General features: G+C 67.7%; 16 protein-coding genes. 10 read left to right on the forward strand and 6 right to left on the reverse strand.

Annotated elements, in window-relative coordinates:
* Nucleotides 1–96: 96 nt before the first annotated feature.
* The 3 genes from ABV518_RS15040 to ABV518_RS15050 are packed head-to-tail and all read left to right on the forward strand — an operon-like array spanning nucleotide 97 to nucleotide 3,453.
* Nucleotides 97–756: a peptidoglycan-binding protein gene (locus ABV518_RS15040; RefSeq protein ID WP_367768067.1), complete on the forward strand. Its 660-nt coding sequence runs from the start codon at nucleotides 97–99 to the stop codon at nucleotides 754–756.
* Nucleotides 757–762: 6 nt separating this feature from the next.
* The gene (locus tag ABV518_RS15045; RefSeq protein WP_367768069.1) at nucleotides 763–3,237 is read left to right on the forward strand and encodes a hypothetical protein; all 2,475 of its coding nucleotides are present in this window, start codon (nucleotides 763–765) and stop codon (nucleotides 3,235–3,237) included.
* 9 nt (nucleotides 3,238–3,246) lie between these two features.
* Nucleotides 3,247–3,453, forward strand: coding sequence for a DUF2945 domain-containing protein (locus tag ABV518_RS15050; RefSeq protein WP_367768071.1), 207 nt, complete (start codon nucleotides 3,247–3,249; stop codon nucleotides 3,451–3,453).
* Nucleotides 3,454–3,463: 10 nt separating this feature from the next.
* On the opposite strand, the gene ABV518_RS15055 is transcribed toward ABV518_RS15050, so the two are convergent.
* The 3 genes from ABV518_RS15055 to ABV518_RS15065 all read right to left on the reverse strand — a co-directional run bounded on the left by ABV518_RS15055 (nucleotide 3,464) and on the right by ABV518_RS15065 (nucleotide 5,948).
* A complete protein-coding gene (locus ABV518_RS15055; protein WP_367768073.1) occupies nucleotides 3,464–3,934 on the reverse strand; it encodes an SRPBCC family protein in 471 nt (156 codons plus the stop codon).
* Between the two features lie 219 nt (nucleotides 3,935–4,153).
* Nucleotides 4,154–4,711 (reverse strand): GNAT family N-acetyltransferase, encoded by a 558-nt coding sequence (locus ABV518_RS15060; RefSeq protein WP_367768299.1) that lies wholly within the window; start codon nucleotides 4,709–4,711, stop codon nucleotides 4,154–4,156.
* A gap of 79 nt (nucleotides 4,712–4,790) precedes the next feature.
* On the reverse strand, nucleotides 4,791–5,948 hold the full coding sequence (locus ABV518_RS15065) for an acetate kinase (RefSeq protein ID WP_367768074.1): 1,158 nt from the start codon (nucleotides 5,946–5,948) through the stop codon (nucleotides 4,791–4,793).
* A gap of 144 nt (nucleotides 5,949–6,092) precedes the next feature.
* Between ABV518_RS15065 and ABV518_RS15070 the strand changes: the two genes are divergently transcribed.
* The 3 genes from ABV518_RS15070 (at nucleotide 6,093) to ABV518_RS15080 (ending at nucleotide 7,761) form a co-directional block, all read left to right on the forward strand.
* The gene (locus ABV518_RS15070) at nucleotides 6,093–7,226 is read left to right on the forward strand and encodes a GTP-binding protein (RefSeq protein WP_367768075.1); all 1,134 of its coding nucleotides are present in this window, start codon (nucleotides 6,093–6,095) and stop codon (nucleotides 7,224–7,226) included.
* 50 nt (nucleotides 7,227–7,276) lie between these two features.
* A complete protein-coding gene (gene ykgO, locus ABV518_RS15075) occupies nucleotides 7,277–7,399 on the forward strand; it encodes a type B 50S ribosomal protein L36 (RefSeq protein WP_131135283.1) in 123 nt (40 codons plus the stop codon).
* Between the two features lie 95 nt (nucleotides 7,400–7,494).
* Nucleotides 7,495–7,761, forward strand: a complete 267-nt coding sequence (locus ABV518_RS15080) for a hypothetical protein (RefSeq protein ID WP_367768076.1) — start codon at nucleotides 7,495–7,497, stop codon at nucleotides 7,759–7,761.
* A 70-nt stretch (nucleotides 7,762–7,831) separates the two neighbouring features.
* Here ABV518_RS15080 and pta read toward each other — a convergent pair whose 3' ends face one another.
* Nucleotides 7,832–9,919, reverse strand: coding sequence for a phosphate acetyltransferase (gene pta, locus ABV518_RS15085; protein WP_367768077.1), 2,088 nt, complete (start codon nucleotides 9,917–9,919; stop codon nucleotides 7,832–7,834).
* A 437-nt stretch (nucleotides 9,920–10,356) separates the two neighbouring features.
* Here pta and ABV518_RS15090 point away from each other — a divergent pair, with 437 nt between their 5' ends.
* The 3 genes from ABV518_RS15090 (at nucleotide 10,357) to ABV518_RS15100 (ending at nucleotide 12,875) form a co-directional block, all read left to right on the forward strand.
* Complete coding sequence (locus tag ABV518_RS15090; RefSeq protein WP_367768078.1) at nucleotides 10,357–10,827, forward strand: hotdog fold thioesterase; 471 nt, start codon at nucleotides 10,357–10,359, stop codon at nucleotides 10,825–10,827.
* A 7-nt stretch (nucleotides 10,828–10,834) separates the two neighbouring features.
* A complete protein-coding gene (locus ABV518_RS15095) occupies nucleotides 10,835–12,196 on the forward strand; it encodes an AMP-binding protein (protein WP_367768079.1) in 1,362 nt (453 codons plus the stop codon).
* A 73-nt stretch (nucleotides 12,197–12,269) separates the two neighbouring features.
* Nucleotides 12,270–12,875 (forward strand): TetR/AcrR family transcriptional regulator, encoded by a 606-nt coding sequence (locus ABV518_RS15100; protein WP_367768081.1) that lies wholly within the window; start codon nucleotides 12,270–12,272, stop codon nucleotides 12,873–12,875.
* Nucleotides 12,876–12,913: 38 nt separating this feature from the next.
* On the opposite strand, the gene ABV518_RS15105 is transcribed toward ABV518_RS15100, so the two are convergent.
* A complete protein-coding gene (locus ABV518_RS15105) occupies nucleotides 12,914–13,321 on the reverse strand; it encodes a VOC family protein (protein WP_131135289.1) in 408 nt (135 codons plus the stop codon).
* Between the two features lie 322 nt (nucleotides 13,322–13,643).
* Here ABV518_RS15105 and ABV518_RS15110 point away from each other — a divergent pair, with 322 nt between their 5' ends.
* On the forward strand, nucleotides 13,644–14,933 hold the full coding sequence (locus ABV518_RS15110; RefSeq protein WP_367768083.1) for a glycosyltransferase 87 family protein: 1,290 nt from the start codon (nucleotides 13,644–13,646) through the stop codon (nucleotides 14,931–14,933).
* 18 nt (nucleotides 14,934–14,951) lie between these two features.
* Here the strand turns inward: ABV518_RS15110 and paaZ are convergent, their stop codons facing one another.
* Nucleotides 14,952–17,060, reverse strand: coding sequence for a phenylacetic acid degradation bifunctional protein PaaZ (gene paaZ / locus ABV518_RS15115; protein ID WP_367768085.1), 2,109 nt, complete (start codon nucleotides 17,058–17,060; stop codon nucleotides 14,952–14,954).
* Nucleotides 17,061–17,160 lie beyond the last annotated feature (100 nt).

Below are 17,160 nucleotides of genomic sequence, written 5' to 3' on the forward strand. Positions count from 1 at the left end.
AGCTAATCATGCTTACTATTGTCTGGCGCCGGGCTGCCCACTGGGGGCGGACAACCCCGGCGTTGAACTGGAGGTTGCGCAAGCATGACACAGGATATGAGTCCCCTCACTGATGACGAACTGCTGTCGGAGCAGGCCACAGCTTTGCCGGACAAGGAAGTCGCCTCCGTCCTGGACCTGAACGCGGACCTTGACCTCGGGATCGACGCCGCAGCACCCATCGACCTCGCCGTCGCGGCCAACGCCAACGTGGCAGCCCCCATCGACGCCGCGGCGTCCGCCAACATCCTGTCCTTCGGTTCGGAAGCGCAGGCCATGGCGGACCAGGGCGTCATGATCGACCAGGGCATCGTGGCGGACGCGAACGCCGAGTCCGCGCAGGACAGCACCATCGACCAGGGCAACGACACCGTGGAGGACGAGGAAGCGGCCGGCACTACTCCGGATGCCGCCATCCCGGACGGTTCAACGCCCGACGTCGGTGCGCTGCCTGTTGATCCCGCAGCCGCCCTGGACGGGGACCTCCTGAACGTCAATATCGACGTTGCAGCCGACGCCGACATCGCGGCGCCCATCAACGGTGCCGTGGCGGCGAACGCCAACGTGGCAGCCCCGATCGACGCCGCCGTTGCGGCCAACATCGGCTCCATCGACAGCAACGCCTACGCCGTGGCCGAGCAGGATGCCATCATCTCGCAACACATCGAGGGCGAAGCCAACGCTTCGGCCGACCAGCAGTCCGACCTGCAGCAGTAAGCACACATGACCAACGCGCACGGCGGCCCGCCCACCCCGGCGGGCCCGCCGTCGTCCTCCGTTACCTTGGCCGACGATACGGTCGCCGTCCCGGTCGCCAGCGTCACCACCGACGACGTCCGGCAGGTCCCGTCGCTGGCTGACGGCGTGCAGCTCATCGGCACGTCCGAAGGCTCCGGCTACCGCGAAGCACCGTCCCTGGTCCGGCGTGCGGACGGCCAGACCCTGCAGCTCACCCGGCTGCTGTACCTCGTGCTGGAAGCGGTGGACGGAACCCGGGACCTCGAGGACATCGCCCGTCATGCCAGTACCGGCTCCGGCCGGCTGGTGAGCGCGGACAACGTCCGCACGCTCATCGGCTCGCAGCTGCTGCCGATGGGCCTGCTCCGCCTGGCGGACGGTTCCCAGCCGGCGGTCAAGAAAGCAGATCCGCTGCTGGGCATGCGGTTCCGGTACATGGTGACGGATCCGGAACGCACCCGCCGGCTCACCGCCCCGTTCGCTGTGCTGTTCAACCCGCTGATCGTGGCGGCCGTGTCCGCGGCGTTCCTGGCTGCCTGCTGGTGGGTCCTGATGGTGAAGGGCCTGGCCTCCGCCACGCACGAGGCGTTTGAGAACCCGCTCCTGCTGCTGCTGGTTTTCGCCGTCACCGTGGTCTCGGCGGGTTTCCACGAGTTTGGGCACGCGGCCGCCGCCACCAAGGGCGGCGCCACGCCCGGCGCCATGGGCACCGGGCTGTACCTGATCTGGCCCGCGTTTTTCACGGACGTGACCGATTCCTACCGGCTTGGCCGCGGCGGACGGCTCCGCACCGACCTCGGCGGCCTGTACTTCAACGCGATTGTGGCCGTGGCCATCCTGGGCACCTGGTGGGCCACCGGGTTCGACGCGTTGCTCCTGGTGGTGGTCACCCAGATCCTGCAGATGGTCCGCCAGCTCCTGCCCCTCGTGCGGTTCGACGGCTACCACATCCTGGCCGACACCGTGGGCGTTCCCGACCTCTTCCAGCGCATCAAACCCACCCTCCTCGGCCTGCTTCCGTGGCGCTGGGGAAAGCCCGAAAACAAGGTCCTCAAGCCGTGGGCCCGCGCCGTGGTCACCCTCTGGGTCCTGGTGACGGTGCCGCTGCTGCTCTTCAGCCTGGCCATGCTGGTCCTCGCGCTGCCTCGGCTACTGGCCACTGCCTGGTCCAGCGCAGCCAACCAGCAGGGCATGCTCGCCGGGAGCCTGTCCGCCGGGGACTTTGCCGGCGCGGCCGTGCGCGGCCTGGCGATCGCCGCCGTCGCCCTGCCCGTGTTGGGCATGCTCTACATCCTCCTCCGCCTCCTGCGGCAGCTGACAGTTGGCCTATGGCAGAAGACCCAGGGCCAGGCCCTGAAGCGGGGCGCCGCCATGGCTGCCGTCACCGCCCTTCTCGCCGGGCTGGCCTGGGCATGGTGGCCCGACGGCGGGACGTACCGGCCCGTGCAGCCGTACGAACGCGGGACCCTCGCCGATGCGACGGCGTCCGTGCTCCCACAGTCCGGCAGCGTGCTCCGCGAAGGCCAGCCCGGCAGCACCGTCGCCCTGTGGCCGGCCGGGACGGACATGCCCACGCGCGAGAACCCGCAGCTGAGCCTGGTGCTGGTCCCGCAGGCCACTTCGCCGGCCACGCCGTCGGGCGCCGCTTCTGCCGCGGCCACTGCGACCTCCTGGGTCTTCCCGTTCAACCGGCCCGACGCCGCCGAACCCGGCGACAACCAGGCGCTCGCGGTGACCACCACCGACGGATCGGTGACCTACAGCGTGGCGTTTGCCCTGGTCTGGGCCGAGGACGGCGGACCCGTGGACACCAGCAACGAGGCCTACGCCTTCGCCAGCTGCACAGGCTGCGCCGCCGTGGCCGTGGGCTTCCAGGTGGTGCTCATTGTGGGCGAAGCGGACGTGATCGTTCCCGAAAACCTGGCCGCGGCGGCCAACTACAACTGCGTCGAATGCCTCACCTACGCGCTGGCCAGCCAGCTGGTCCTCACCCTGGACGGGCCGCTGAGCGAGGACGGCATGGCCAAGCTGGCGGAGCTGTGGGCCGAGATCGCCGCCTACGGGACGAATATCCGGAACGTCCCGCTGTCCGAGATCCAGAGCCGGCTGGCGGCGTATAAGGAGCAGCTCACCGGAATTATCAAGGCTGATCCCAGCGCCACCAAGGCACCCGCCCCCACGGGGACGGCCACCACCAGCCCGGCACCGGGCTCAAGCCAGCCACCCACGTCGGGCCCCACGGCCCACGCCCCCGCCGGCCCGGGTGGGGCCACTTCCCCGGCCACCGGGCAGGCGACCCAGCCCGCATTCGGTGACCCGCCGCCGTCGACCGATCCTACCGGCACGGCACCCAGCGGCACCGCGCCAACGGGAACCGCGCCGACGGGGGCCGCACCGACGCCGTCGACCGCACCTGCCGGCACGGCCCCGGAGGCGGCGCCCACCACCTCAACCCGCTAAGGAGCACCCATGGCACTGAGCAAGGGAACCCACGTGGAATGGAACACGCCGCAGGGCCCTACCCACGGCAGGATCGTGGAGAGGAAGACCTCGGACTTCGAGCTGGACGGCAACACGCACCGGGCCAGCGAGGAGGAACCGCAGTTCGTGGTGGAGTCCGCCAAGACCGGGGCGCGGGCGGCGCACAAGGCATCGGCCCTTCGCGAGAAGAAGTAGGCGCGGTCGGTCAGTCGTCGCTGCGCCCCAGCTCCGGATGCTCCGCCAGCAACTCGGACAGTGTCTCAAGGTTGGCGTGGACCGTCCTGGCCTGGGCCTTCTCCACGAGCTTGTCGGCAAGTTTGCCGAACACGCCGCCGAGGCCTGATGCCGCGTCAATGCGGTAAGTCAGCCTGGTCCCCTCACCCTCCGGCACGAGGTTGGTGGTGATGGTGAACTCCATTGCCTGGCCCTCCACCGAACGGGACACTACTCGGGTTGGCGGCTGGAACTCCGTGATCTCGGCGGCCCAGTCGAATTTCCGGCCGAGGATCTTGCTGGTGCCCTGGGCGCGGGTGCCCACGGCTTCGGGAACACCGCCCACCGTTTCCGCATGCACCACCGACGAGTCCCAGACCGGGATGTTTTCATTCTTCGACACGAAATTGAACACGTCCGCGGGAGGACGGGAAATGTAGACGCTTTCTTCGACGACTGGCATGGGAAGCTCTCCTTGGACACACCTGTTGCCAGCCCGGCTTGGCCGGCAGCTAGGCACAGCGCCAGTGTGGCCCGGAGGCATGGGGCCGTCAAGGGGTCGAAGCCTCGCCAGTGGAGTGGGGCACCGTTTGCTGCCTGCGCCGCCCATCGATTGCTCCGGAACGGCCGTTTTGGGCGATCATAACGGCCGTTACGGAGCAATCGATCTGGACGGGACCGATCACCGAGGCCGGGTTCGCCATTCGTCCTCGAGGATCGCGTAGATCAGTTCCGTGGCCCACTGGCCTTTGTAGTGCCATTTGTCCACGTGGCGGCCTTCCAGCCGCATGCCCAGCCGATCGCACAGAGCGGCGGAGGCGGTATTGAGGGCATCCAGCCGCGCCTCGATCCGGTGGAAACCAAGTTCGCCGAACCCCAGGTCCAGCACGGCCGCCGCCGCTTCGGTGCCGTAGCCCTTGCCGCGCGCTGCGGGGGCGAGGGTCCAGCCCACCTCGCCCTGTCCACGGCCCGGCAGCCATTTGAGCACCACCTCGCCCATCAGGCCCGGCTGCCCCTTGGCCTCAATGGCCAGGCACACCCAGTCGCCCTCTTTTTCGAATACGAAGTTGGCGTACCTGCCCACCCGTTCCATGGACTGCGTGTAGCTTTTTGCCGGTCCCGGCAGGAAGCGCGCCGTCTCCGGCATCGAGTGGTACGCATGGAACGCGTCGAGGTCGCGGCCTTCGAAGCGGCGCAGGACCAGCCGCTCGGTGCGGAGGGGCAGCGGAATGTCAGGCATGGTGTGCGGAGGGGTCATGGGATCTCGACAGGCCCGATCACCGCACGAAGCGGCCCGATCACGGGACGGACAGGCTGGATCACCGGGAGCCGACGACGGCGGCCGTCGCCTCCGCGATCGCGCGTTCCTCGTCGGTGGGAACCACCAGGACGGGGATGGCGGACCCCGGCGTGGAAATAACGCGCGGCTCTTTGGATCGCTGGCTGTTCAGGCCGGCGTCGAGCTCTATGCCGAGCGCACCCAGCTTCTCCGCCACCAGGGCACGGAACTGGTGCGAGTTCTCGCCGATGCCGGCGGTGAACACGAGGGCTTTGGCTCCCCCGACGGCCACGTGGTAGCCGCCGATGTACTTGGCCAGCCGGTACGACGTGACCGCGAGCGCCGTCGCGGCCCGGGCATCGCCGGCCTCGGACGCCTCCACCACCGAGCGCATGTCGTTGTTGCCGGCGAGCCCCTTCAGGCCTGATTCGCGGTTGAGCATGGTGTCGATGTCCTCCGGCGTCCAGCCTGCCCTGCCGAGGAAAACCAGGATGGACGGGTCCAGGTCGCCAGAGCGGGTGCCCATGACCAGGCCCTCCAGCGGGGTGAAGCCCATGGAGGTGTCCACGGATTTACCGCCCCGGATGGCCGTGACCGAGGCGCCGTTCCCCAGGTGGGCGATCACGCCGTCGAACTCCTCCACGGGCAGGTCCAGCAGCGCGGCGGCGCGGTGCGTGACGTACTCGTGCGAGGTGCCGTGGAAGCCGTAGCGGCGGATCCCGTGGTTGGTGTAGAGCTGGTCCGGCACGGCGTAGCGCCAGGCGTGCTCGGGCAGGGTGCGGTGGAAGGCTGTGTCGAACACGGCAACCTGCGGCAGGTCCGGCCACTTTTTGCTGATGGCCCGGATGCCGAGGACGTTGGCCGGGTTGTGCAGCGGCGCCAGCGGGTTGAGCCGCTCGATGGCGCGGGTGATCTCGTTGTCGATCAGCACGGGCTCGGCGAACCGCTCGCCGCCGTGCACCACCCGGTGGCCGACTGCCGCGAGTTCGAGGTCGCCAAGCTCGGCATGGATGGCCGCGTCCACCTGTTCCAGCGCCTCGGCATGGTCTCGCGGGCCCTCGATTTCGCCGTCCCCGTCGCCGCCGTTGCCCATGCCGATCTTTTCGATCAGCCCTTCGGTCAGCACGCTGCCGGCCGCCACATCGCGGACCTGGTACTTGAGCGAGGACGAGCCGGAATTGATGACGAGCACGAGCACTGGGGCCTCCTGAGCCTTGCTTCGGATGCTGCCGGGGCAGCGGTCTGGCGTCACGCCGGAGCCTGTCGCAGCGCTCCGCACTGCCCACTTTAGTAGCCAGCCTTCCGTTTTGTATTTGAGAACCATTCTCATTAGACTGAAGGCATGCATCTCATTGTGATCAGCTCCCTGGACGCCCTGTGCCGCCAGCAGGCCTGCGAGGCCATGGCGGGCGCGAATCAACAGGCCGTGGTGGTCCTCCACGACCTGCTGGAAAACGGGCTCGTCATCCGCAGGATCTTCACCGACGGCACACTCGTAGAACGTACGGAAACGCAGCTCGAGCACGGCTGCCTGAGCTGCACGGTCCGGCTCGACGTGGTTCCCACGGTGGAACGGCTGCTGGACCGTGGGGACGAAACGGTGGTCATCGGCCTGCCACCGGGAGTGTCTGCCGACTCGGCCATCGGCGCCCTGCGGCGGGCGCTCCCGCGCAGCGTCACGGTTGTTTCCGCCGTCCTGGCCTGCGCGCCGGACAGCCTGGAGGACCACATCTGGGACAAACACACGCTGTACGAATCCGGATTCACGCCGGTCCCCGAGGACCACCGGACACCCGGCGAGTTCCTCATCGGCGAGCTCTGCTTCAACGACACCGTCCTGCTCGCCGAACCCGCCCTCGTTCCGGTGGACCCCGCACTGCGCCGCCGCGGCATCCAGCTGATCGGGGAGTTGGCACCGCACGCGGACGTGGTGGTTGACCCCGCAGAGATCCGCACCGGCCGCCACGACTACCAGGAGGCGCAGTGCCGGACCATTCCAGGTTCCGTGCGGATCCCGGCCGCGGTGTCGGCGTCGCCCTTCACCACCGTCACCCACCGGGCCGAGCGGCCGCTGCACCCTGAGCGGTTCCGGGACGCCCTGGCCGCCCTTGCAGAAGGCTGCTGCTGGCTGCGAGGCCGGTTGTGGATCGCCGCCGCACCCCGCTGCCGGATCGCCATCCATGGCATCGGCCCGCTGGTGTGGCTGGAAAACACCGGGCCGTGGCTGGCAGACCGGGACGCCGGTGCAGCATCGGATCTGCTGGATACCGTGGACGCTCACCTCGACTGGCATCAGGAACACGGCGACCGCTGCACCGTCATCGCAGCCACCGGCGAGGGACTCGATCCCGCCGAAATCGCCGGGCTGCTCGCCGGCTGCGAACTCACGGACGCGGAAATGGACGCCGGATTCGCCGCGCTGACGGACCCGTTCCGGCTGGACCCCGCGCAGCACCTCGCCCCGCACTCAAACTGACCCCACCAGTCCCCCGCAAGCCCAGCCACCAACAAAAAAGGAGCACCACCATGAAAGTCAGAAACTCCCTCCGCGCCCTGAAGAAGGTTCCCGGCGCGCAGATTGTCCGACGGCGGGGCCGCACCTTTGTGATCAACAAAAAGGACCCGCGGATGAAGGCCCGCCAGGGCTAGGCGGCAGCCCGGCTCACCGCGCGCCTGCCGTTGCGTTGGCAGCGGCAGGCGCCTAGAGTCGGCGGACACGCAGCACCACGCAGAGAGGGACTTCCATGACGAACGGCACCACCCAGCCCGACAACACCGAGCCTGACGCCACCGGCTCCGGCAGCACCGGGTCAGGCACGAAAGACCCCACCGGCGTCGAAGGCGCCAACCCCGCGCTGGACGACACCGGGAAACCCAAGGCAGAGGAGCTGGGCGACGCCGCCGAGCAGCCCAAGGATCCCGAAAACCTGGACCTCACACCCGAGGGCCTCTCCGACGAGCCCGCCAAGGAAGAGGACCCGGACAGCCTGGCAAAGCCTGAAAACAGCTGACCGGCGCAGCTGACAACGGTCGACGGCGGCACCCAGGTGAGTGCCGCCGTCGTACTTTAACTCGCGGAACCTACACCGCTGCCGGCACCGGCGCCTGCGCCTGGATGGCCGTGATGGCGACGGTGTTGACGATGTCCTCCACGGTGCAGCCGCGGGAGAGGTCGTTGACCGGCTTCCTCAGGCCCTGCAGCACGGGTCCGACGGCCACCGCCCCGGAGCTCTGCTGCACGGCCTTGTATGTGTTGTTGCCGGTGTTGAGGTCCGGGAAGATGAACACCGTGGCCTGCCCGGCCACCGACGAGCCCGGCATCTTGGACTCCGCGATCGAGGCGTCCACGGCGGCGTCGTACTGGATGGGACCTTCGACGGCGAGGTCCGGGCGGCGTTCGCGCACCAGCTCGGTTGCCTGCCGGACTTCGTCCACGGCTTCGCCGGATCCGGAGCCGCCGGTGGAGTAGGAAAGCATGGCCACGCGCGGCTCCACGCCGAACTGCGCGGCGGTTTCGGCCGAGGCGAGGGCGATGTCCGCCAACTGCTCCACGTTGGGATCCGGGTTCACGGCGCAGTCGCCGTACACCAGCACGCGGTCCGGCATCAGCATCAGGAACACCGAGGACACGATCTTGACGCCGTCGCGGGTCTTCACGAACTCCAGCGCGGGCCGGATGGTGTGGGCGGTGGTGTGCGCGGCGCCGGACACCATGCCGTCCACCACGCCGAGCTGGACCATCATGGTGCCGAAGTAGCTGCCGTCCTGCATGATTTCCAGGGCCTTGGCCAGGTCCACACCCTTGTGCGCCCGCAGCTCGGCGTACTTCTCCGCGAAGCCCTGCCGCAGCTCGGACGTGGCCGGGTCCACGATGTTGATCCCGGAAAGGTCGATGCCCCGCGCCGCGGCCAGCTCGCGGACGTCGGTTTCGCGGCCCAGGAGGGTCAGGTCGCAGACGTCGCGGCGATGCAGGATTTCGGCGGCGCGGAGGATCCGCACGTCCGTCCCCTCCGGCAGCACCACGTGACGCCGCTCCGCGCGGGCCCGTTCGATCAGGTCGTGCAGGAACCGCAATGGCGTCATCCGCTCTGCCCGCGGCAGGTGCAGGCGCTCCACCAGCTCCACTTCGTCCACGCGCCGCGACCATAGGCCCAACGCGGAGGCCACCTTGCGGCGGTGCCCCGACCAGATCTCGCTGCGCACCTCGGACACGCGTTTGGCGGTGGTGTAGGTGTCCTGGGTCGCTGCAAAGACGGGGAACGGTGCCTGCGCCAGCAGCGGGTAGATGTTGGCGTCCGGGGCCAGGCCGCCCGTGAGGATCAGCGCGGACGGCACCGGGAACTCGGGCGAGAACGACGACGCCAGGCAGGCCACCATCACGTCGGCCCGGTCCCCCGGCACAATCACCAGCGCGCCCTCGTCCAGCACGTTCAGGAAGTTGCCCACGTTCATGGCCGCCACCTTGATGTCCTTGACGTCGCGCTCCATGTCGGCGCGTCCGGCGATCTGCCGCACGCCGAGCGCCGCGGCCACTTCGCCGGTGGTGGGCCGGGCGATCTCGTCGAGCTCCGGCAGGACGTACACCGGCCGGCCCGATGCCCCGGGCTTCACCGCGGCCGCGATTTCGTCCACCAGGTCAGGGTCGGCCCGGTTCACCATGATGGCCAGCAGCGTGCACTTTTCCGCGGACAGCTCCTTGCGGGCAACCTCGACGGCGGCCCCCGCCTCGGCGACGCTCAGCCCCTTCGCGCCCACCACGGCCACCACGGGGGCGGCCAGGTTGTTGGCCAGGCGGGCGTTGAGGTCGAATTCGACGGCGGCGTCCTGGCCGGTGAGGTCGGTACCCTCCACGATCACCACGTCGCAGTGGCGGGATATTTCGGCGAAGATCTCCACGCAGCGGGCATCGATGTCGGCGCGTTTGCCTTCGGCGAGCAGGGCCCGCACTTCGGCGCTGGTCAGGCCGCCGCGGCAGCGGTCGTCGTCGAGCTGGAAGCGTGCCTTCATCAGGCTCACCATCGGGTCATCCGCCGCGTCCGGGCCGTGGACCACGGGCTTGAAGAAGCCGATCCGGTCCGCGTGCCGGTGCAGCGTGTCCGCCAGTCCCAGGGCCACGAGCGACTTGCCCGAGCCGGGGGTGGTTGCGCTGACGTAAATGCCTTTGGCCATGGTCCGCCCTTTGCTGTGCTGGTGTGGAGCTGCCGGTCCTTCCATCCTTGCACTTCGGCCCGGGCTTTCGGCAGCGTTTTGCCCGTCAGGGGGCGTGGTGCTGGCCACGGTTGGCGCACCCGGCACGCCCTCATCCATCGATTGCTCCGTACGGGCCGTTTTGACCGCCCAAAAGGGCCCTACGGAGCAACCGATGAGGGTGGGTGGGCCTGCACGCCCGGCGTCGACCGCCCATGTGCGTGCCGCCGTCGTACGTTCCCTCCCGATTGCCACTGACCGCACCCGGCCGACACACCGCGACCCACGGCGTGTCGGTTCCAACACGCCGGACAAACCGGGCAGGAACGCACGCCCTCCACCGCCCTGCCCTTGACACCGACCCCCTCCATGGGATTACCTAATGAACATTCGGTAAATAAAGCTGGAGGCAATGACGCATGGCTGAAGCAACACTCTCCGGGGCAACCCACCCCATCCTGGAAAACGACTACGCCTCCGAATGGATGGGCATCAAGGTCCTCGCGCTCAGCGACGGCCACGCCACCATCCAAATGACGCTTCGTCAGGAAATGCTCAACGGCTTCGGCATGGCCCACGGCGGAATGATCTTCGCCTTCGCCGACACCGCCTTCGCCCTCGCCTGCAACCCGGTCAATCCCGGCCCCGGCGACGCGGACAGCATCACCGTTGCCGCCGGCGTCGACATCAACTTCCTCAAGCCGGCCTTCCGCGGCCAGGTCATCACCGCCGTCGCCGACCGCCGCTCCAGCGCGGGCCGCAGCGGGCTCTATGACATCCAGATTTTCGCAGCCGACGCCGCGCAGCCCGGTTCCGAGCCCAGTTCCGGCACCCCGGGCGAACTCATTGCCGAGTTCCGTGGACGCAGCCGGACCATCCCCAAGAAGTAGGAAAACCATGACCCTCCACGCCTCCGAAACACCCACCTCCCAGCCAGCCACCGCCACCGACGCCGTCCTGGACTACGAGGAAACCATCTCCCGCGACGAGCTCGAGGCCCTCCAGCTCAGCCGCCTGCAGCACACCCTGGCCTACGCCTACGCCCGCGTGCCGCTGTACAAGCGCAAGTTCGACGACGCCGGCATCCACCCCACCGACCTGCGCGAACTGGCCGACCTCGGCAACTTCCCCTTCACCACCAAGGAAGACCTGCGCGCCGAGTACCCGTTCGGCATGTTCGCCGTGCCGCAGAGCGAAGTAGCCCGCGTGCACGCAAGCTCCGGCACCACTGGCCGGCCCACCGTCGTCGGCTACACCAAGCAGGACCTGGCCGACTGGGCCAAGCTCGTGGCCCGCTCGCTGCGCGCCTCGGGCGTGCGGCCAGGCATGAAGGTCCACAACGCCTACGGCTACGGCCTGTTCACCGGCGGCCTGGGCGCGCATGCCGGCGCCGAAGCTCTTGGCTGCACGGTGATCCCCATGTCCGGCGGCCAGACCGAACGCCAGATCCAGCTCATCCAGGACTTCCGGCCGGACGCCATCCTGGCCACGCCCACGTACCTGCTGACCATCGTCGACGCCATGGCGCACATCGGCATCGACCCCGCCTCCACATCGCTCAAGTACGCCGTCCTGGGCGCCGAGCCGTGGACGCAGGAGATGCGGCACGAGCTTGAGGTCACCATGAACATCAAGGCCTGCGACATCTACGGCCTGTCCGAGGTGATGGGCCCGGGCGTCGCCGGCGAGGCAGTGGAGACGCAGGACGGCAGCCACATCTGGGAGGACCACTTCCGCCCCGAAATCATCGACGCCTTCAACCCCGTGGTGGGCAAGGAGAACGTGCTGCACGACGGCGAACACGGCGAACTCGTGTTCACCTCGCTCACCAAGGAGGCGCTGCCGATCATCCGGTACCGCACCAAGGACCTCACCCGCCTGCTGCCCGGCACTGCACGCCCCGCGCACCGCCGGATGGGCCGCATCACGGGCCGCAGCGACGACATGATCATCCTGCGCGGCGTGAACCTCTTCCCGTCCCAGATCGAGGAAATCGCGCTGCGGATCCCTGAACTCAGCCCGCACTTCCAGCTCGAACTCACCCGCCCGGAAGGCCAGCGGATGGACCAGCTGACGGTCCGGATCGAACGCCGGGACGCGGTCACCGCTGAGCAGAGTGCGACGGCGGCACGCGCCCTGAAGGAGCAGATCAAGATCCACGTGGGTTCTTCGTGCGCCGTGGACGTGGTGGATCCGGGGTCGCTGGAGCGGTCCAACGGCAAGCTGCGCCGGATCTACGACCTGCGGCCGAAGGGCTGAGCGCGAACGTACAGTTGAGGCCCTGAAGCGCCGCCTGCCGTGATTACTGAACGTTCATGAGAAAATAGCCGTTATGTCCAGCACAGAAGTTCCCACCAAGCGCGGCCGCCCCGGCTATGACCAGCAGTCGGTCCTGGTCATCGCCGTCGACGTTTTCAACCGGCACGGCTATGATGCCACGTCCATGGGCATCCTGGCCGAGAACCTGGGCATCTCCAAGTCGGCGATCTACCACCACGTGCCGTCCAAGGGCGACCTGCTGAAGCTCGCCCTGGACCACGCACTGGGCGGCCTGGAGGCCATCCTGGAGCGGCCCGAGGCACAGTCCGGCGCGGCCGACGCGCGGCTGGAATTTGTGCTGCGGCAGACGGTGGCAGTGCTGGTGGAACGGCTGCCGTTCGTCACGCTGCTGCTCCGCCTGCGGGGGAACACGGAGATCGAACGCGACGCCCTGGAACGGCGGCGCGCCTTCGACCACAAGGTGGCTGAGCTGATTTCCGCCGCCCGGGACGAAGGCTCGCTGCGCCAGGACATCGACCCCCGCACCGTGACCCGCCTGCTGTTCGGCACCATCAACTCGATCGTGGAATGGTACAAACCGGGCGGCTCGCTCTCCCCGGAAAAGCTGGCCGACGACGTCATCACCATCGCGTTCGACGGGCTCCACGCGCAGGCCTAGGGTCGTGGAGCCTTAGGGCGGGCCAGTCTTACGGCCGGTCAGAGCTGGTACTCCATCTGTGTTCCCAGGGTTTCGTGGACGCAAAGGATGTTGTGCTCCGTGTCCATGAACCAGGCGCACTTCTCGGAGTCCGTGGTACAGATGTGGTTCTCTGTCTTCAGGTTGGGCAGGTCGTAATCCTGGAACAGGATCCCCTTGGCTTCCATATCCTGCACGATCCGCTCAATGTCGCGCACCTCGAAGCTGAGGGCGGTGTGGTCGGAGTGCTTTCCGTCCGAGACCGGCAACAGCTGCAGCATCGGGCCGCCGTCGCTACCGAGTAATTCGCTTCCATCGTCTGTCATTCCGTGGTGCGGGAGTCCGAGTTTTTCGGTGTAGAAACTCCGGGCGCGTGCTGCATCATCGACTGGCAGGATGGTTGTGGCTGTGTTCAAGGCTAGGTTCATTTCGCCACCTCCTACGGGGGAAATTTTACGCCTCAGCGGCCCGGAAAGACCCGGCACCCTCTCTCACTACCTGTCGCTTATTCCCCGACCCTCTCTCACTACCTGTCGCTTAATCCGGAACGCTCTATCACTCCCTGTCGCTTAATCCCGGACCCTCTCGCAGTCCCGGCAGGCAGGCCCCTGACCGTTCGTGAGAAACTGGCCACTATGCCCAGCACAGCCAGCATGCCAGTTTCGAGGTAGTCCCATCTCCAGTGACCTGATCTTCAGCAAACTCTCCCGGCTCCGGTCCCGGGTGCTCCCGGCACGGTGGGAAAGGGCGTTGAATTCGCGCACCGGCCTGCTCTGGGGCTACCTGGTCATCCACCTGGCCTTCCTCGCCTTTTCCCTGGCCTTTTCGTTGCGGGGAGCAGCCCTCGGCGATACAGCCATTTACCGCGACTGGATGATTTCCGGCTTCAGCAGCGAGAATCCCACCGGCGGCCCCAGCGCGTCCGTGTATCCCATCCTGGCCGTGGTGCCCATGGCGCTGGCCGGGGTCGTCGGCTCCCAGTTCTACTTCACGGGGTGGGTCCTGATGGTCACCCTGCTTAACGGCCTGGCCCTGGCCAAGCTGACCAGGTGGGGCCGCGAGCAACAGGCGATCCGGGCAGCGTGGTGGTGGCTCCTGTTCCTCTCAGTGCTGGGCTTCGTGGGGTTCTCACGCGTTGATGGGGTGACGGCCCCGATTGTTCTCGTCGCCCTGGCCTTTGGTGTGTCGGCACCGTTTGCCGCCGCTGTGCTCCTCAGCGTGGGCACCTGGATCAAGGTCTGGCCGGCCGCGGTGCTGCTGTCGTTGTTCGCGGTGAGCAGGAACCGGGTGCGGCTGGTGGTGGCCGGGATCGCGGTCACGGCCTTGGCCGTGGGACTCGCCGTCGTGATGGGCTGGATCCCCAAGCTGCTGAATTTCCTGACGCTGCAGGGCGACCGCGGAATGCAGCTTGAAGCCACCTTCAGCACGCCGTGGGTGTGGCTATCAGTGCTGGGCGTCGAAGGTTCGCGGACCTACCTGAACGTGGGGATCGGCTCCATGCAGGTGGACGGGCCGGGGACGGAAGTCATGTCAGTCCTGATGCAGCCGCTTCTTCTCCTGGCCGCGTTCACGGTGGCTGGCCTGATTTTCTGGGCCCTGCACAACGGCAAGCAAAGGGGCGGCGCTGACCGCACGGAGCTGCTGCTCGTGGGTTCGCTGACCCTGGCTACTGCCTTCGTCGTGTTCAACAAGGTGGGCTCGCCCCAGTTCGTGCTGTGGCTGGGTCCCGCCGTGGCCGTGGGGCTGGCCTACAGCTGGAAAGAATGGCGCGTTCCGGCAGCTCTGGTGATGATCATCGCCGTCGCCACGTTCTTCGTCTTCCCGGTGCTCTTCAATCCGCTCAGCAACGGCCATCCCCTTGCTGTCCTGGTACTGACCATCCGCAATCTCCTGCTGGTGGTGCTGCTGTGCTGGTCGGTGCGGCGGCTTTATGCCCTGGGGAAGGGCACTCCCGCCCGCCCGGCGCTCCCCCACGAGGGGAGCCCCGGGAGGGAGCAGCCGGAAGTGATAGAGCGTCCGGGAAAAACCCGCAGGAAGTGACAGAGCGTCCGGGGGGACTTACTTCTCCACGAGGGTGAGGACGTCGTAGGTGGCCACAATTTCGTCGTTCTGGTTGGTCAGGACGGCGTCCCAGGCCACTTCGCCGTACTCGTCGGTCTCGCGCGGGGTGATCTTCTTAGCGGTGAGGGTCACCCGGATGGAGTCCCCGGCTGCCACGGGCGTGATGAAGCGCAGGTTTTCCAGCCCGTAGTTGGCCAGGACCGGGCCCGGAGCGGGCTCCACGAACAGGCCAGCGCCCCACGCCAGCAGCAGGTAGCCGTGCGCCACGATGCCCGGGAAGAACGGGTTGGCTTCCGCGGCTTCCTGGTTGGTGTGCGCGTAGAACGTGTCCCCTGTGGTGTTGGCGAACGCGGTGATGTCCTCCAGGGTGACCTGTCGCAGGTCGGACCGGACGGCGTCACCGATCCGTAGCGTCTCCAGCGACTTCCGGAACGGGTGTGCCCCCTCACTCTCGAGGGTGAAGTTCCGGTCGGAGCCCGTGTGCCAGACGCCCGTGACGGCGGTGAGCATGTTGGGCGAGCCCTGGATGGCGGTGCGCTGCATGTGGTGCATCACCGAGCGGATACCGCCCAATTCCTCGCCGCCGCCGGCCCGGCCGGGGCCGCCGTGGACCAGGTGCGGCACCGGCGACCCGTGCCCGGTGGACGAACGCGCGTCCTCCCGGTTGAGCATCAGGACACGGCCGTGGTGGGCCGCGATGCCCATGACGAGCTCCTGCGCCACCGCGGGATCGTTGGTGCAGACCGAGGCCACCAGCGAGCCGCCGCCGCGGGCGGCGAGGCGGACGGCGTCGGCCAGGTCCGCGTATCCGATCACCGACGTGACGGGACCGAAGGCCTCCAGCGAGTGGATTGCCTCCGTTTCCGGGTTGTCCCAGCTCAGCAGGACCGGCGACATGAACGCGCCGCCGTCCACCACGCCGGTGGTTCCGTCGGCGGAGGTGACCGACGGCGAATCGAGCGTTCCGTACGCGAGCTCGCCGCCGGAGTCGAGCATGGACTGCACGGCGACGCGGACGTCGGCGAGCTGCTCCAGGGACGCCAGGGCGCCCATGGTGACGCCTTCGGCGCGCGGGTCGCCGAGGACCACACGCTCCTCGATGCGCTTGCCGATCTCGGCGGAAACTGCCGGCACCAGCTCCTGCGGGACGATGGTCCGGCGGATCGAGGTGCATTTCTGCCCGGCTTTGACGGTCATTTCGGTGACCACTGACTTGATGAAGGCGTCGAACTCCGGCGTGCCTTCGACGGCGTCCGGGCCGAGGATGGCGGCGTTGAGGGAGTCCGTCTCGGAGGTGAAGCGGACGCCGCCCTGGACCACGTTGGGGTGAGATTTCAGGGACAACGCAGTAGAAGCCGAGCCGGTGAACGCCACCAGGTCACGGTAGTCGAGCACGTCCATGAGGCCCCGGACCGAGCCGGAGATCAGTTGCAGCGAGCCCTTGGGCAGGATGTTGGATTCGATGATCGCCTTCACCACGGCCGCGGCCACATACCCGGTCGGGGTGGCGGGCTTGACGATGGTCGGGACCCCGGCGATGAAGGCCGGCGCGAGCTTTTCCAGCATGCCCCAGACCGGGAAGTTGAATGCGTTGATCTGGACGGCCACGCCCGGGATGCGGGTGTAGATATGCTCGCCAACGAACGAGCCGTCCTTGGACAGGATCTCCATGGGACCGTCCACCACCACGTGCGAGTTGGGCAGCTCGCGCCGGCCCTTGGAGCCGAAGGTGAACAGGACGCCGATGCCGCCGTCGATGTCGATCATCGAGTCGATTTTGGTGGCGCCGGTCTGGGCGGAGAACATGTAGAAATGCTCGCGGCGGGCGTTAAGGTACTGCGCGAGTTCCTTGAGCTTGAGAGCGCGCTGGTGGAACGTCAGCTTGCCCAGTTCCGCCTGGCCGGTGGTGCGGCCGTAATCGACGACGGCGGCAAGGTCCAGCCCGTCGGTGCTCACCTTGGCCAGGACTTCGCCGGTGCTCGCATCCCGCACGGGGACGGCGGATGCTGCCGAACCGGCGTCGGGAGTCCACCAGGAGTCCTGCACAAAACTGGGGACGGTCTCGACGGTGTCGACTGTGGGTTCAGCTGTTGCAGTGGTGGTCATCGTTGACGGGTCCTTCCAACACGGGGACAAACGTTATCGGCCAGGACATTACTGACCGTACGTTCGGTAATATACCTACAGTACATGAATGTTCCGTGCT

The organism is Arthrobacter sp. HS15c (genome assembly GCF_040812005.1).
Taxonomy (GTDB): Bacteria; Actinomycetota; Actinomycetes; order Actinomycetales; family Micrococcaceae; genus Arthrobacter.

Excerpts from the sequence above, each read along its gene's own strand:
- ABV518_RS15060 (WP_367768299.1), bottom strand. The coding sequence starts at position 4,711 with ATGCCTGACATTCCGCTGCCCCTCCGCACCGAGCGGCTGGTCCTGCGC.
- pta (WP_367768077.1), bottom strand. The coding sequence starts at position 9,919 with ATGGCCAAAGGCATTTACGTCAGCGCAACCACCCCCGGCTCGGGCAAG.
- ABV518_RS15070 (WP_367768075.1), top strand. The coding sequence starts at position 6,093 with ATGCATCTCATTGTGATCAGCTCCCTGGACGCCCTGTGCCGCCAGCAG.
- ABV518_RS15080 (WP_367768076.1), top strand. The coding sequence starts at position 7,495 with ATGACGAACGGCACCACCCAGCCCGACAACACCGAGCCTGACGCCACC.
- ABV518_RS15105 (WP_131135289.1), bottom strand. The coding sequence starts at position 13,321 with ATGAACCTAGCCTTGAACACAGCCACAACCATCCTGCCAGTCGATGAT.
- paaZ (WP_367768085.1), bottom strand. The coding sequence starts at position 17,060 with ATGACCACCACTGCAACAGCTGAACCCACAGTCGACACCGTCGAGACC.
- ABV518_RS15100 (WP_367768081.1), top strand. The coding sequence starts at position 12,270 with ATGTCCAGCACAGAAGTTCCCACCAAGCGCGGCCGCCCCGGCTATGAC.
- ABV518_RS15095 (WP_367768079.1), top strand. The coding sequence starts at position 10,835 with ATGACCCTCCACGCCTCCGAAACACCCACCTCCCAGCCAGCCACCGCC.
- ABV518_RS15050 (WP_367768071.1), top strand. The coding sequence starts at position 3,247 with ATGGCACTGAGCAAGGGAACCCACGTGGAATGGAACACGCCGCAGGGC.
- ABV518_RS15055 (WP_367768073.1), bottom strand. The coding sequence starts at position 3,934 with ATGCCAGTCGTCGAAGAAAGCGTCTACATTTCCCGTCCTCCCGCGGAC.
- ABV518_RS15045 (WP_367768069.1), top strand. The coding sequence starts at position 763 with ATGACCAACGCGCACGGCGGCCCGCCCACCCCGGCGGGCCCGCCGTCG.
- ABV518_RS15040 (WP_367768067.1), top strand. The coding sequence starts at position 97 with ATGAGTCCCCTCACTGATGACGAACTGCTGTCGGAGCAGGCCACAGCT.
- ykgO (WP_131135283.1), top strand. The coding sequence starts at position 7,277 with ATGAAAGTCAGAAACTCCCTCCGCGCCCTGAAGAAGGTTCCCGGCGCG.
- ABV518_RS15090 (WP_367768078.1), top strand. The coding sequence starts at position 10,357 with ATGGCTGAAGCAACACTCTCCGGGGCAACCCACCCCATCCTGGAAAAC.